Origin of the sequence: Mesorhizobium sp. M0904, from assembly GCF_040319475.1 — a bacterium.
Classification (GTDB): Bacteria; Pseudomonadota; Alphaproteobacteria; order Rhizobiales; family Rhizobiaceae; genus Mesorhizobium.
This window is the reverse complement of sequence record NZ_JAMYOC010000026.1, coordinates 25,070-38,010: the sequence shown is the minus strand read 5'-3', so window position 1 is coordinate 38,010 and position 12,941 is coordinate 25,070. Positions and strand designations below refer to the sequence as shown.

Below are 12,941 nucleotides of genomic sequence, written 5' to 3'. Positions count from 1 at the left end.
ACCTGCGATTTCGTATCCAACATCAGCCCCGCTTGACCGCGACCGGCGCTTCGGAAACAAGAGCTGCGGCAGGCGCGTAGGGACTGCATCGGGAGGAACAAAAGTGAGTTTCTGGGGACTTGGGCAGCTCTGCGTTTCGACGGTGATCTTCCTGCTGGCGGCGATGGCCGCAAAACAGTGGGGGCTGGCGCCGAGCCTCGGCAAGATCGTGCTGACGTTGGCGCTCTATTCGCTGGGCAATCTGATCATGCTGAGGCTGATCCGTGAATTCGGCATGTCTGTGTCGTTCAGCCTGTCGGCGGTGATCCAGCTGGTGTCGGTGAATGTGGTGGCGCTGGTCTTCTTCGGCGAGCGCGTCAATGCCTTGCAGGCAACCGGCATTGTGCTTGCCATCGCAGCTGTGGCGCTGATCACGCTCGGGCCCTATCTGCAAAGGCTGTAGCTGCGATCGGGCCGATGAAGAAGATTGCAAGCAGACTGCGCAACTGGCTGGAGTTCCCGGTTCTGCTGGCCGGGCTGGTCATTGCCGGCGGGCTGTGGGGGTTCGAAGAACTGATGGAGCTGGCGCGGGCGACCACGCCGCATGCCTTCGACACCGAAATCCTGCTTGCCTTCCGCAAGGCCGGCCAGCCTGACAATCCGATCGGACCGGCGTGGCTGGAAGGAGCGATGCGCGACGTCACCAGCCTTGGCAGCGCCAGCGTGCTGGTGCTGATCACGGCAGCAATGATCGTCTATCTGCTCCTTATCCGCAGGCCAGGCGCGGCGCTTCTCATGTTCGTCGCGGTGGCGGGCGGCCAGCTCCTGTCAAGCGTGCTGAAATTCGATATCGACCGGCCGCGCCCCGATCTGGTCTCGCATCTCGCCGATGTGGCATCGCTTTCGTTTCCGAGCGGCCACGCCATGCTGTCGGCGGTGACGTATTTGACGCTGGGCAGCATGGCGGCACGGTTTTTGCCCGGGCGCACAACGAAGATCTATGTACTCGTGCTGGCGGTGCTGACGACGGTGGTCGTCGGCATCAGCCGCATCTATCTCGGCGTCCACTGGCCGTCCGACGTGCTGGCCGGCTGGTGCGCCGGCTTTGCCTGGGCGATGCTGTGCTGGCTGGCGGCACGATTGCTGCAGCGATGGCTAGGGCGGGCCGACGGCACCTGACGTCGGCCGGACTACTTCAAATCAGCCTGTTGATCAGGCCATGTCCGCAGCCTGCCAGCAGGAAAACCATCGACAGCAAGACTGTCGAGGTCGCCAACGCTTTGAATGTCTTCACCTGCTCATCCTTTTTAAGGTCGTACCTGTGAAATCGGTACCGCAATGGATGTCCCGCCTAACGATGTCGAGGTTTGTAGCATGCCAGCGCACCGGCTGGCAAAGACTGTTGCATGTTTCACATATGCAAGATGATGTTTGACCCATCATTATGAAGGTATTATACGTGATACTGCAGAACTCAGACGGGGTTTTGACCGATGATCACTGCCGCGCAGATGCGTGCCGCGAGGGCGCTGGCCGGCATCGATCAGAAGACCCTCGCCGAGCGCGCCGGGGTTTCGCTTCCAACCATTCAGCGCATGGAAGCGAGCGACGGCGTGGTCCGGGGCGTGGTCGATACGCTGATGAAGGTCATCCAGGCCCTTGAAGAGGCCGGGGTCGAGCTGATCGGCGAGAACCAGGCGAGCGAGCGTGGCGGCAGGGGCGTTCGCCTCAAGCCTGTCACGCCGCAGAACCCGCAAGGCTGACGCTACTGCCGCATCGCCGAAAATCAAATTCGATTTTCGGATAGTCCGATGCGCGGGTCAAAAGTGTTGGGGCGTATCTGTGCGCCTATTTGGACGCACGCCGCTCCAAGTCGCGACGGCGACCGCCGACAGTCCTGCCGACGATCCCGCCGCTCCTTGGTTTCATGCGGAAGGCACTCGATGGATCAGACGCAGCGGGCAGTGCATCAACCGGCGCGGCCGACATTTTCCGAACTGTTCACCCCGAAGCTGGTGACGGTGCTGCGCGAGGGCTACACGCTCACGCATTTCAAGGCGGATGCCATCGCCGGGCTGACTGTCGCCATCGTTGCGCTGCCGTTGTCGATGGCAATTGCCATTGCTTCAGGCGTGACGCCGGAGCGCGGGCTCTACACCTCGATCATTGGCGGATTCCTGGTCTCGGCGCTTGGCGGCAGCCGTTTCCAGATCGGCGGCCCGGCCGGCGCCTTCATTGTGCTTGTGGCGGCGACGGTGGCGCGGGTTGGCGTCGACGGCTTGCTGCTGGCGACGATGATGGCCGGCGTGTTCCTGCTTGCCATCGGCTATCTCAGACTTGGCACCTACATCAAATTCATCCCCTACCCGGTGACCGTCGGCTTCACCGCCGGCATCGCTGTCATCATCTTCTCCGGCCAGATCGTCGAACTGTTCGGGCTGAAGCTCGCCGGCAAGGAGCCAGGGCCGCTGGTGCCGAAGCTGATGGCCATCGGCGAAGCGGCCGGAACAATCAACCTCGCCGCAACTGCGGTGGCGGCACTGACCATCATCACCATTGCGACGTTGAGGCGGTTTCGGCCGAAGTGGCCGGCTATGCTGATTGCCATCGGACTGGCATCCCTCGTCGTCGCATTGCTCGCCATGCCGGCCGAGACGATCGGCACGCGCTTCGGCGGCATCCCGCGCAGCCTGCAATGGCCGGCCTTCCCGCCGCTCAGCCTCGACAGGATAATCGACGTGCTGCCGGACGCTATCGCCTTTGCGCTGCTCGGGGCGATCGAATCGCTGCTGTCGGCCGTCGTCGCCGACGGCATGACCGGAAGGCGGCATCGCTCCAATTGCGAGTTGGTGGCGCAAGGCTTCGCCAATATCGCCTCCGCCTTGTTCGGCGGCATATGCACCACTGGCACCATTGCCCGCACCGCGACCAATGTACGGGCCGGCGCGCATGGACCGGTCTCAGGCATGATGCACTCGGCCATTCTGCTTGCTCTGATGCTGGTGGCGGCACCGCTGGCCAGCTATATCCCGCTTGCAGCACTTGCCGGCGTGCTGGCGGTGGTGTGCTGGAACATGTTCGAGAAACAGGCCTTCGCCACCTTGCTGCGCGCCTCGCGCGGCGATGCGCTGGTACTGATGGCGACGTTCCTGATCGTCATCTTCCGCGACCTGACCGAAGGCATCGTCGTCGGCTTCGCGCTAGGCTCGATCCTGTTCATCGACCGCATGGCCAAGAGCATCGCGGTGGAGGCGGACCATCAATCCCTGGTGCAGGAAGACGTCGCCGACCGAGCCAGCGCTTATGATTCCAGCGAGGCGAGCGATGCCGACACCGTCGTCTACCGGATATCGGGCGCCTTTTTCTTCGGCGCCGCCTCGACCGTCGGCACGGTGCTGGACCGCATCGCCGACCAGCGCAAGAACTTCATCCTCGACTGTTCGGCGGTGCCGTTCTTCGATTCGACGGCGGCCAATGTCATCGAGGGCGCGGCCCACAAGGCCAAGCGCGCCGGCGTTCGCTTTATTATCTCAGGCGCTTCACCGCAGACACGCCGCATGCTGATCAACCACGGTGTCAAGCGGCCGCTGGTGACTTATGCCGCATCGATCACGGATGCGCGGGCGCAGCTGAAGAAAGCCGCGCCCGCCGCCTGAGCTGGCAACTGCCGGCTTAGTCGAGGCCCAACGCTGAGACCTCGCCCTCGTTCATCAGCGGCACGAAGATTGTCGACTTGCCATCTGTGCCGATATCGGCGCTGCCCGGCTTGAACGTCGCAACCACTTGCGGCGTACCGCCGGCTTTGTAGCGGTAGAGCGTGCCGGTCATATAGGCAGTGGCGTAGATGCTGCCGCCGATGGCAACGACGCCATCGAGGTTGGCAAAGTTTTCCGCGCCAGCCAGAGGCGAAACGGCCTTGGTGGCGAGATCGACCGAGAGCAGGCCGCCCGGCTCCGCGGTGCTGAAGTCGGGCTTGATGCCCTTGCCCCACGAAGCGACGATCAGCCGGCCACCATCGGCGAAGATGCCATTCGGCGAAGCGAGCGCCGCATCCTTGATGAACAGTTCGAGCCGGTCGCCGTCGATGCGATAGATCGTATCGGCAAGCATATCCGTGACGTAGACCTTGCCGGATGCATCAGCGGTCATGTCGTTGAGAAAGACAGCGTTCGGCACGTCGATCGTCGACGCTAGCTTGCCGCTTTGGAGATCGACGACGCGCACATGGGTGATGTCGGCGACGTAGAGTTTGCCGCCGGCAATCGCCATGCCCTTGGGCGCGTCCATGCCGTCGGTCCAGTGTTGTGTGACCAGCTTGCCGTCCATCGACAGAACCGACAGATAGCCGTTGCCGTCGGCTTCGCCGGGATTGCCGACGATGTTCGAGACGATAACGCGCTGGCCGGCGGCGTCGAACAGCGCCGATTCAGGTTGCTCGAGGCCGCTGGCGCGCCAGAGTTCAGCGGCCTGAACTGCCGGCGCAGTCGCGATGCCGAAGATGGCGAGAAGTATCGGTGTGAAGAGGCTTTTCATGGCTAGTCTCCTGTAATGGACTGGCGGAGAGCTAGGCCTTTCGATACTTTCCGGGAAGATCTATCGGGACTAGTACCGAAGGTTGATACCAAATCGTGCAAAAGAGGTGCATCCCGTGAACGGCCTGATCTTCGACGCGCTGAAGCGGACGCTGAAGGCCAAGGGCGTGACCTACCGCGTCCTTGCCGAGCGAATGGGCGTTTCCGAGCCGACGGTGAAGCGCATCTTCCACGAGCGCAACTGCAAGCTCGACCGGCTGATGGAGATCTGCGCTGCCGCCGGCGTGGAGTTGGAGAACGTGCTCGGCTCTATGAACAGAGGACCAGGACCTGCCAACCACGTCGCGCCGGAGATCGAGCGCAAGCTCGCCGGCCGGCCGGCACTGCTGTTCATCTTCGTCATGCTTTCGGAAAAATTTACGCCCGAAGGCATCATGCGCTCACAGGGGTTGAGCGAGGCTTCGATGTTCCTCTATCTGCGAGACCTCGAGGAGTTGGGGCTGGTCGCGCTCGGTCGCGGCCTGTCGGCCAGGCTGCTGGTCGAGACGCCAATCCAGTGGAATTTCGACGGGCCATTGCGGCCACTGTTCGAGGTGACCAACAAGAACTTCATCGGCTGGGCCATCACGCATCTGGAGCGCGAGGCGACATTCGTCAGCTTCTCCAGGCGGATGCGGCCCGAGACGGCGGAAATGGTCAGGCGGGAGGCGGAGGAACTGGCCGAGCGCGCCAAATTGCTTGCGCATCACGATCAGCACACGACGCCGGAAGACGGGTTGGTCGGCTACAAATGGACCTTCGCTTTCGGCGCGACGCCATTCCCGGCGATCATGCCGATCGGACCGCATCCGCGCGACGCCGGCGCGCGGACACCCGGCCGGGCCGCCGCAAAGACACGACGGCCGCTGCCGGCCTAGCCGCCACTCTGAACCCTTGTTTCGGCGTTGGTAATCCAGGGCTTGTCGTCCCAAATCATCTGCCGGTAGTCGAAACCATATTCGAGGGTCGGCTTGCTGATGCGGAAATAGGGCGACAGGTCGAAGTCGCGCGGCGTGTCGAGCGAGTGATGGCGGATGTGCAGAATTCCCTGCGCGAATAGCGTCCGACGGCGTGTAAGGCTCGTAGCCGGACGATTCCTCCTGCAGCCGGCCGGCAAGCCAGCGGCCAAGTCGGTCCAGAAGCGTGTCGCCGGGCTCGGTCATGCCAGACGGCGATTATCACAGGGCGGCAAATTACACCATGATCAGCCCACGCCAGGCGCGCCGGCGTCTTCGTGCGATACCGCTGTGAGATCGTCGCGCACCTTGCGGGCAAGCTTCCTTGTCGAGCGCTTCGGACGGTCGCCGAAAAGCTCGGCCGCCTCGGCGAGGCAGGTTTTTTTCAGGCTCTTTTCCGAGCGCTTCAGCAGCTTGGCAAGCAACCGCGTGTCCTCAGGGGGACCGAGCGGCTGGTCCTCGGCATCGAGAAGCGCGCGCATGACGAACACGTCGTGCAGTTCGCCGAGCCGCTCGCCCAATTCATCGACGGCCTTGCGCCGGGCCTTGATCGGCGTCGGCCACAGCCGGCCGAGCAGCGACAGGTGCATGCCATGCGTCTTGGCCGCCTTGCGCAGGTCGTGAAAGTCATCGGCTTCGCCGCGCGAAGCCGCCTTGTCCAGCGCTTTCCTGGCGCGGCGCAAAGTGGCGCGCGCGCCTTCGGCGAGCACGTCGGCAGCCTGCTCCGGCGGGTCGGGCAGAGCGAGCTTGTCGATCCGGCCGACACCTTCCTCGCAAGCGGCGATCGCCGCGCCTATCGCAGCATCGAGGCCTGCTCCGCCATGCAGTTCATGAAGGCGCGCGACGAGCCGGTCGCGAACGGCATCGAGGCCACCGCCGGCACTTTGCTCGGGAAAGCTTGCCGCTAGCCGGTCGATTGTTTCCACCAGTGCGGTCGCCTCGCGCGGGCCGGCAAGCAGGGCCGCCACCTGGCGGTAGCATTGATTCTCAGTCACGCAGAATGTTTCGTCTCCGGAACGGACAAGGCGCAGCAAGGCGCGGACATTCTTCAGCCGTTTGCGACAGTTGTGCAGCCCCTGTTCGGGCCTGTCACGCGCGGCGTCCAGATGGACAAGCGCCTTGCCGATCTCCTCGGCGAGAATGCGTCTGATCTCGCCGGTCAGCGAGATGTGCGGATCGATACGAAAGCTCATGCGACGATCTCCGAAATCCCCCCAAGGGCGAGCGACGCGTTGTAAAATCTCGACTCGCCGGTGACTTCACGGCCGAGCCAATCTGGCAGCATTTCGTCCGGTACATCCTCCGGCGTCTCGAGCTCGGCGATCACCAACCCCGCAAGCGTCCCGCCGAAGACATCGACTTCGTAGAGATAGCCGCGGTGTCTAACATGATGGCGTGTCTTCTCGATGACATGTCCGATGGCAAAGGCCTGCATCTCCTGCGCCTCCGCCAAAGGCATCGGATATTCGAATTCATCGCGTTGGCGTGCCTGGCTGCCGAACTTGAGCGTCAGCTTGGCGGCGGCATCATTGCTGATGCGCACACGCACCGTACGGCTGGGTTCGGCGAGAAGGTAGAATTGACGGATATGAGTGTCCGCCTCGACCATTGCCCGCCATTCCTCACCTGAGACCAGGAATTTACGCTCGATTTCCTTGCCCATGGCCACGCACTAGAGCGCGCACGGCCAGAGTTGGCAAGCCGCTTGATCGCAGTTGACTTTAATCATTCGATTGATTAAATTGTCGATGATGATCAAATCGCCCAGCGCCAGCAGCCTTCCTCATGAGGGGCCCAAGACCGCCGCAGACATGACGCGGACGGCACTCGTGCGCGCGGCGCTGAAGCTGTTCGGACGCCAGGGTTTCGACGGAACGTCGACGCGCCAGATCGCGGCTGAGGCCAAGGCCAATATCGGCTCGATCGCCTATCATTTCGGCGGCAAGGAAGGGCTCCGCAACGCGGCAGCCGACTACATCGTCGACACCATCCAGACCGTTGCCGGCCAGGCGATCGGCAATCTGCAGGCGCCGGTCGCAGCATTGGCGGACACCGAGGCCGCGCGGGCACATTTAGCCGTCGCACTGGAGCGGATGGTCGCCTTCATCGCGGCAAGGCCGGAAGCCGGCGAGATTGTACAGTTCGTCCTGCGCGAGCTGTCGCATCCTACCGCGGCGCTCGACCGTATCTATGACGGCGTGTTCGAACCGGCGCATCACCGCCTCTGCCTGATCTGGGAACAGGCGACAGGCGAGCCGGCCGAGAGCGAGCGCACAAAACTCACCGTATTCACGCTGATCGGGCAGGTCGTCTATTTCCGCATCGGCCGCGAGGCGGTTATGCGCCGGATGGGCTGGCGCAAGATCGGCGATGATGAGGCCGGCAAGATCGCGGCAACAATAACCGACAATCTCAGCGCGATTTTAGCTCGGCGCGATTTGGCTGTCCGGAAGGATCGTGGATCATGAGCCTGCTCTGTTCTTTGCCGCTTGCCGCCCAGCTTTTCAGCGCCTGCGCGCCGGCAGCACCGCTCGCCGTCGGCTACGTCGAGGGCGACTACGTCCTGCTCGCGCCGATCGAGGTGGCGCAGGTCGAGACGATTGCGGTCAAGCGCGGCGACCGCGTCGCGCCCGGCACGCCGGTGGTGACGTTGGAAAACGCCGACGCCAAGATCGCCATCGCACAAGCCGAGGCGGCCCTTGCGCAGGCCCAGGCGCAACTTGCCGACCTGCAGGTCGGCAAGCGGCCGGAAGAGATTGCGGTGCTCAAGGCGCAGGTCGACATGGCCAAGGCGCAAGCCGCCGACGCCAAACGCCGTTACATCCGCGCCAGCGATCTGTTCAAACGCGGCACCGGCACGCAGGCCGACTACGACACGGCTTCCGCGACGCTGGAGACGGCCAACGCGCAGGTCGGCCAGGCGGAGGCCAATCTCGCCGTCGGCGGGCTGCCCGCACGGCCCGAGACGATCAAGGCCGCCGACAATCAGGTCAGGCAGGCGCAGTCGGCGCTGGAGCAAGCGCAATGGCGGCTGTCGAAGCGCGTGCTGACGGCGCCCTCGCCCGGCCGGGTCAACGATGTCATCCGCTATCCAGGCGACACGGCCGGGCCGACCGCGCCGGTCATCTCCATACTGCCGGATGGCGCGGTGAAGCTCAGCGTCTATGTGCCGGAAAGCGCGTTCTCCTCGGTCGATGTCGGCACGCTGCTCAATGTCCATTGCGACGGTTGCGGAGCGGGCGTGAAGGCTCGCGTCAGCTACGTGTCGCCGGATCCGGAATTCACGCCGCCGGTGATCTACTCGCTCGAGACCCGGCAAAAGCTGGTCTATCTGGTCGAAGCGCGGCCGGAGGGCGACGCCAGCGCATTGCAGCCCGGGCAGATCGTCGACGTCGATCTGGCGGACATCGGAAAATGAACGTCATCGACGTGCATGGCCTGGTCAAGCGCTTCGGTGACAAGACCGTCGTCGACCATGTGACGATGACGGTGGCCGAGGGCGAGATCGTCGGCTTCCTCGGGCCGAACGGCTCAGGCAAGACGACGACCATCCGCATCATGTGCGGCTTGCTGACGCCGGATGAGGGCGAAGGCACGGTTCTGGGCTTCGACATTCGCACCGACAGCCTGCGGATCAAGCGCGAAGTCGGCTACATGACACAGAGATTCTCGTTCTACGAAGACCTCACGATCGGCGAGAATCTCGAATTCGTGGCACGGCTTTACCGGCTGAAGCCGCTCGACGGGCATGTGGCTAAGACGCTTGAGGAGCTCGGCCTGACATCGCGCAAGAACCAGCTGGCCGGTACGCTGTCCGGCGGCTGGAAGCAGCGGCTGGCGCTGGCCGCCTGCATCATGCACAAGCCGAAATTGCTGCTGCTCGACGAGCCGACGGCGGGCGTCGATCCGAAGGCCAGACGCGAATTCTGGGACGAGATCCACCGGCTGGCGAGCGGCGGCCTGACCGTGCTGGTCTCCACCCATTACATGGACGAAGCCGAGCGCTGCCACCGCATCAGCTACATCTCCTACGGCAAGATGCTGGCCACTGGCACGGTCGAGGACGTGGTGAGGAATGCCGGGCTGACCACCTTCGTCCTGCAAGGGCCACGGCTCGATCAGGTCGCTGCCGCACTTCATGGCCGCCACGGCGTCGACCAGGTGGCGCCGTTCGGGGCGACGCTGCATGTCGTCGGTTCCGACAGGAAGGCGCTTCAGGCAGCGCTTGCCGATGTCGAGAAGGAGCACAAGGGCGTCACGGTATCGCCCGGCGAGACCAGCCTGGAGGATGTGTTCATCCAGTTCATGTCCGGTTCGAAGGACAACATGGGATGAAGAACGGGATAAACAGCATCTTTTCCTTCGCCAGGCTAGGCGCGCTGCTGATCAAGGAGTTCATCCAGATGCGGCGCGACCGCATCACCTTCGCCATGATGCTCGGCGTGCCGCTGATGCAGCTGGTGCTGTTCGGCTATGCCATCAACAACGATCCGAAGAGCCTGCCGGCAGCGCTGGTGGCGATGAGCAGCGATCCTTACACGCGGGCCATGGTTTCGGCGCTGCAGACCACCGGCTATTACCGCTTCGACCATGTTGCGCAAAGTGCCGCCGAAGCCGCATTCCTGATGGCGCGCGGCGATGTCGCCTTCGTCGTCACCATTCCCGCCGATTTTGCCCGACGGGTCGAGCGCGGCGACAGCCCGCAGATCCTGATCGAGGCGGATGCAACCGACCCGGCCGTCGCCAGCGGCGCCATCTCGACGCTCGGCACCGTCGCCAACCAGGCGCTGCTCAGGGCACGCGGCATGCAGGAGACGGCGGCTGAAGCTGCCCGGGGCCAGCTCCAGGTGGTGGTGCACCGGCGCTACAATCCGGAAGCCGTCTCGCAGTACAACATCGTGCCCGGTCTGCTCGGCGTCATCCTGCAGATGACGATGGTGATGATGACCTCGATCGCGCTGACGCGCGAGACCGAGCGCGGCACGATGGAGAACCTTCTGGCGATGCCGTCCAGCCCGCTCGAGATCATGCTGGGCAAGGTGCTGCCCTATCTGGCGGTAGGCGCCGTGCAGGTGGTGGTGGTGCTGGCGGCCTCGAAGCTTCTGTTTGCCATACCCTTCACCGGATCTATGTCGCTGCTGTTGACGGCGGTCCTGATCTTCGTCTTGGCGCTGGTGCTGCTCGGCTACACGATTTCGACGATCGCCCGCACGCAGATGCAGGCCCTGCAGCTCACCTTCTTTTTCTTCCTGCCGTCGATCATGCTGTCCGGCTTCATGTTCCCCTATCGCGGCATGCCGGACTGGGCGCAGGTTTTCGGCGAAGTGCTGCCGCTGACGCATTTCCTGCGCATTATCCGCGCGGTGATGCTGAAGGGCGCCGAGCTGCCGGCGGTGGCAACGGAGATCGGCTGGCTGGTGCTGTTCGTGGCGCTGTTCGCCGGCATTGCGCTGGTGCGGTTCCGCCGGACGCTGGATTAGGGTCGACGCAATCAGCTTGCGCAAATGATCGAGAATCACACGGCCTTGGCCTGGCCCGGGACCGGTGTCAATTCAGGTGCATTGAGCCCTTCGAAGGGATCGCGCCAGGCGTCGATTTCTTCAAGCTGCCGATACCAGCGGCCGACAGAAGGATAATCGTCGAGAGGCAGTCGGGCGATGTCGTTGAAGGGCAGAAACGTCGCCATTCGAAAGTCGGCGTAGGAAACCGAATTTCCGACCAGCCATTCTCGCTGGGAAAGCTCGGCATCAAGTATTGCAGCGGCGGTACTGAAGTCCCTCAGGCCCTCCTCAACCCGTGCCTGATCGATCGGGCCGAGCCCATAGCGCTGTTTGGTCCCGCGTTCGAAATGCACAACGTCGCAGGCTCTTGCGAAGTTCTCTTTGCCCCAACTCAGCCATCGGATCATCTCCGGCTCGTCGTCGCCGGCGCGCCAGAAATGCGAATGCGTGTCGCGTGAAAGCCGGCAGGCTATGGCATCGGCCTCCCAGAGGCTTTTTCCCAAGTCCACAAGGATGGGCAATGAAAGATTTGGATTGAGCGGCCGAAAGCGCTCGGCCTGCCCCGGAGCGAAGGGGGAGGCGAATTCGAACTCGACCTTGGCATTGAGATAACGTGCCACGGCGACCGCGAGGCGAGGATTGGGATTGCGGCTGAAGAACAGTTTCATTGATCTCAGTCCTTGAATGGGACCGGTTCGACCGGACGCAACGGAGGCTCGAGCGCCTCGAACCGGCACATGACCTGCAACTGGTTGCTATCTTAGCTGGCAGCAATGATCTCGGCATAGGTGCTGAAATCGACATTGCCGCCGGACAGCACCACGGCCACGCATTTCCCGGTAAGGTCGATCTCGCCTGACGACAGCGCGGCCAAACCGACGCAGCCGCCAGGTTCGACCACCAGCTTCAGGCAAGCCATCGCGTCGCGCATCGCCTGGGCCACCGCCCGGTCGGAAACGGCGATGGCGCCGGCAAGGTTCTTGCGGTTGATCTCGAAAGTGATGGCACCCGGCTCGGCGACGAGAAGGGCATCGCAGATCGAGGTGTGGCCGGGCGCGTTCGACACCCTGGCGCCTTTGATCAGCGAGCGGCGTGTGTCGTCGAAATGCTCGGGTTCCACAGCCCAGACGGCGGTGTCCGGCGAGGCGTCCTTGACCGCGATCGAAATGCCGCTGCTCAACCCGCCGCCGCCGCAGGGAACCACTACCGCATCGAGGCTGACGCCAAGCGCTTTTGCTTGGCGCATCAATTCGAGGCCGATCATGCCCTGGCCGGCGATGATGGCCGGATCGTCGTAGGGCGGCACCAGGACCATGCCCTTTTCCACGTAAGAACGGACAACGGCAGTGCGATCGTCGCGGACCCGGTCGAAGGTGATCACTTCGGCGCCCATCTTCCTGACATTGCCGACCTTCATCGCCGGCGCATCGGCAGGCATGGCGATGATGGCCTTGACGCCGAACATCGCCGCTGCGGCGGCAACGCCTTGCGCGTGATTGCCCGACGAGAAGGCGACGATGCCGCGGGCGCGTTCTTCCGCCGAGAGCGAGGAGAGCTTGTTATATGCACCGCGGAACTTGAACGAGCCGGTGCGCTGCAACGTCTCCGGCTTGAACAGGATCCTGGCGCCGAAGCGCTTGTTCAACTCCGGCGATTCGATCAGCGGCGTTTCGACGATCAGTCCGGACAATCGCGCTGCTGCGCTGTGAATATCGGCGATGCCGGGAGAGATGGTCATGGCTAGGGTCCTGCAAGAAATGAGACCGCCCATGGTGCACGGAAAGGGAGGCCGCGCACCAATGAAAAAATGTGACCGTTACAATTCGACTTGGAGGCAGGAGTGGAGCGTGACTGTCACCCACCGCCGCCTCCGCCCTCCACTATGCATTCGTCACTTCAATCGACAAATCGTTGTCGATTGGCCGGCATAGCCT

The 12,941-nt window shown here is 63.3% G+C and carries 15 protein-coding genes; 9 read left to right on the top strand and 6 right to left on the bottom strand.

Annotated features, from left to right (window positions below; genetic code table 11):
• Nucleotides 1-103 precede the first annotated feature (103 nt).
• The 4 genes from NKH80_RS24650 to NKH80_RS24635 all read left to right on the top strand — a co-directional run bounded on the left by NKH80_RS24650 (nucleotide 104) and on the right by NKH80_RS24635 (nucleotide 3,635).
• Nucleotides 104-442: a hypothetical protein gene (locus NKH80_RS24650; RefSeq protein ID WP_023679017.1), complete on the top strand. Its 339-nt coding sequence runs from the start codon at nucleotides 104-106 to the stop codon at nucleotides 440-442.
• 14 nt (nucleotides 443-456) lie between these two features.
• Nucleotides 457-1,158, top strand: a complete 702-nt coding sequence (locus NKH80_RS24645) for a phosphatase PAP2 family protein (RefSeq protein WP_352476869.1) — start codon at nucleotides 457-459, stop codon at nucleotides 1,156-1,158.
• Between the two features lie 314 nt (nucleotides 1,159-1,472).
• The gene (locus NKH80_RS24640) at nucleotides 1,473-1,742 is read left to right on the top strand and encodes a helix-turn-helix domain-containing protein (protein WP_292656925.1); all 270 of its coding nucleotides are present in this window, start codon (nucleotides 1,473-1,475) and stop codon (nucleotides 1,740-1,742) included.
• A 180-nt stretch (nucleotides 1,743-1,922) separates the two neighbouring features.
• A complete protein-coding gene (locus tag NKH80_RS24635; protein WP_352476868.1) occupies nucleotides 1,923-3,635 on the top strand; it encodes a SulP family inorganic anion transporter in 1,713 nt (570 codons plus the stop codon).
• Between the two features lie 16 nt (nucleotides 3,636-3,651).
• Here the strand turns inward: NKH80_RS24635 and NKH80_RS24630 are convergent, their stop codons facing one another.
• Nucleotides 3,652-4,512, bottom strand: coding sequence for an SMP-30/gluconolactonase/LRE family protein (locus tag NKH80_RS24630; RefSeq protein WP_352509402.1), 861 nt, complete (start codon nucleotides 4,510-4,512; stop codon nucleotides 3,652-3,654).
• Between the two features lie 115 nt (nucleotides 4,513-4,627).
• On the opposite strand from NKH80_RS24630, the gene NKH80_RS24625 reads away from it, so the two are divergent.
• The gene (locus NKH80_RS24625) at nucleotides 4,628-5,428 is read left to right on the top strand and encodes a helix-turn-helix domain-containing protein (RefSeq protein ID WP_352509404.1); all 801 of its coding nucleotides are present in this window, start codon (nucleotides 4,628-4,630) and stop codon (nucleotides 5,426-5,428) included.
• On the opposite strand, the gene NKH80_RS24620 is transcribed toward NKH80_RS24625, so the two are convergent.
• The 3 genes from NKH80_RS24620 to NKH80_RS24610 form a co-directional block, all read right to left on the bottom strand.
• A complete protein-coding gene (locus NKH80_RS24620; protein WP_502900994.1) occupies nucleotides 5,425-5,679 on the bottom strand; it encodes a hypothetical protein in 255 nt (84 codons plus the stop codon). The two genes, NKH80_RS24625 and NKH80_RS24620, sit on opposite strands and share 4 nt — an antisense overlap.
• A 75-nt stretch (nucleotides 5,680-5,754) precedes the next feature.
• Entirely contained in the window at nucleotides 5,755-6,699 is a 945-nt protein-coding gene (locus NKH80_RS24615; RefSeq protein ID WP_352994113.1) for a CHAD domain-containing protein, read from the bottom strand.
• Nucleotides 6,696-7,169, bottom strand: coding sequence for a CYTH domain-containing protein (locus tag NKH80_RS24610; RefSeq protein ID WP_352994110.1), 474 nt, complete (start codon nucleotides 7,167-7,169; stop codon nucleotides 6,696-6,698). The genes NKH80_RS24615 and NKH80_RS24610 overlap by 4 nt, the downstream gene beginning before the upstream one ends.
• 88 nt (nucleotides 7,170-7,257) lie before the next feature.
• Here NKH80_RS24610 and NKH80_RS24605 point away from each other — a divergent pair, with 88 nt between their 5' ends.
• The 4 genes from NKH80_RS24605 to NKH80_RS24590 are packed head-to-tail and all read left to right on the top strand — an operon-like array spanning nucleotide 7,258 to nucleotide 10,986.
• A complete protein-coding gene (locus NKH80_RS24605) occupies nucleotides 7,258-7,974 on the top strand; it encodes a CerR family C-terminal domain-containing protein (RefSeq protein WP_352509412.1) in 717 nt (238 codons plus the stop codon).
• On the top strand, nucleotides 7,971-8,924 hold the full coding sequence (locus NKH80_RS24600; protein ID WP_254818028.1) for an HlyD family secretion protein: 954 nt from the start codon (nucleotides 7,971-7,973) through the stop codon (nucleotides 8,922-8,924). Before NKH80_RS24605 ends, NKH80_RS24600 begins: the two co-directional genes overlap by 4 nt.
• Nucleotides 8,921-9,841 (top strand): ABC transporter ATP-binding protein, encoded by a 921-nt coding sequence (locus NKH80_RS24595; RefSeq protein WP_352737840.1) that lies wholly within the window; start codon nucleotides 8,921-8,923, stop codon nucleotides 9,839-9,841. Before NKH80_RS24600 ends, NKH80_RS24595 begins: the two co-directional genes overlap by 4 nt.
• Before the next feature lie 8 nt (nucleotides 9,842-9,849).
• Entirely contained in the window at nucleotides 9,850-10,986 is a 1,137-nt protein-coding gene (locus NKH80_RS24590; protein ID WP_352994205.1) for an ABC transporter permease, read from the top strand.
• Nucleotides 10,987-11,021: 35 nt separating this feature from the next.
• On the opposite strand, the gene NKH80_RS24585 is transcribed toward NKH80_RS24590, so the two are convergent.
• On the bottom strand, nucleotides 11,022-11,675 hold the full coding sequence (locus NKH80_RS24585; RefSeq protein WP_352994107.1) for a glutathione S-transferase family protein: 654 nt from the start codon (nucleotides 11,673-11,675) through the stop codon (nucleotides 11,022-11,024).
• Nucleotides 11,676-11,767: 92 nt separating this feature from the next.
• On the bottom strand, nucleotides 11,768-12,745 hold the full coding sequence (locus NKH80_RS24580) for a threonine/serine dehydratase family protein (protein ID WP_352994104.1): 978 nt from the start codon (nucleotides 12,743-12,745) through the stop codon (nucleotides 11,768-11,770).
• Nucleotides 12,746-12,941: the final 196 nt, after the last annotated feature.

Excerpts from the sequence above, each read along its gene's own strand:
- NKH80_RS24645 (WP_352476869.1), top strand. The coding sequence starts at position 457 with ATGAAGAAGATTGCAAGCAGACTGCGCAACTGGCTGGAGTTCCCGGTT.
- NKH80_RS24640 (WP_292656925.1), top strand. The coding sequence starts at position 1,473 with ATGATCACTGCCGCGCAGATGCGTGCCGCGAGGGCGCTGGCCGGCATC.
- NKH80_RS24635 (WP_352476868.1), top strand. The coding sequence starts at position 1,923 with ATGGATCAGACGCAGCGGGCAGTGCATCAACCGGCGCGGCCGACATTT.
- NKH80_RS24630 (WP_352509402.1), bottom strand. The coding sequence starts at position 4,512 with ATGAAAAGCCTCTTCACACCGATACTTCTCGCCATCTTCGGCATCGCG.
- NKH80_RS24615 (WP_352994113.1), bottom strand. The coding sequence starts at position 6,699 with ATGAGCTTTCGTATCGATCCGCACATCTCGCTGACCGGCGAGATCAGA.
- NKH80_RS24610 (WP_352994110.1), bottom strand. The coding sequence starts at position 7,169 with ATGGGCAAGGAAATCGAGCGTAAATTCCTGGTCTCAGGTGAGGAATGG.
- NKH80_RS24605 (WP_352509412.1), top strand. The coding sequence starts at position 7,258 with ATGATCAAATCGCCCAGCGCCAGCAGCCTTCCTCATGAGGGGCCCAAG.
- NKH80_RS24600 (WP_254818028.1), top strand. The coding sequence starts at position 7,971 with ATGAGCCTGCTCTGTTCTTTGCCGCTTGCCGCCCAGCTTTTCAGCGCC.
- NKH80_RS24595 (WP_352737840.1), top strand. The coding sequence starts at position 8,921 with ATGAACGTCATCGACGTGCATGGCCTGGTCAAGCGCTTCGGTGACAAG.
- NKH80_RS24585 (WP_352994107.1), bottom strand. The coding sequence starts at position 11,675 with ATGAAACTGTTCTTCAGCCGCAATCCCAATCCTCGCCTCGCGGTCGCC.
- NKH80_RS24580 (WP_352994104.1), bottom strand. The coding sequence starts at position 12,745 with ATGACCATCTCTCCCGGCATCGCCGATATTCACAGCGCAGCAGCGCGA.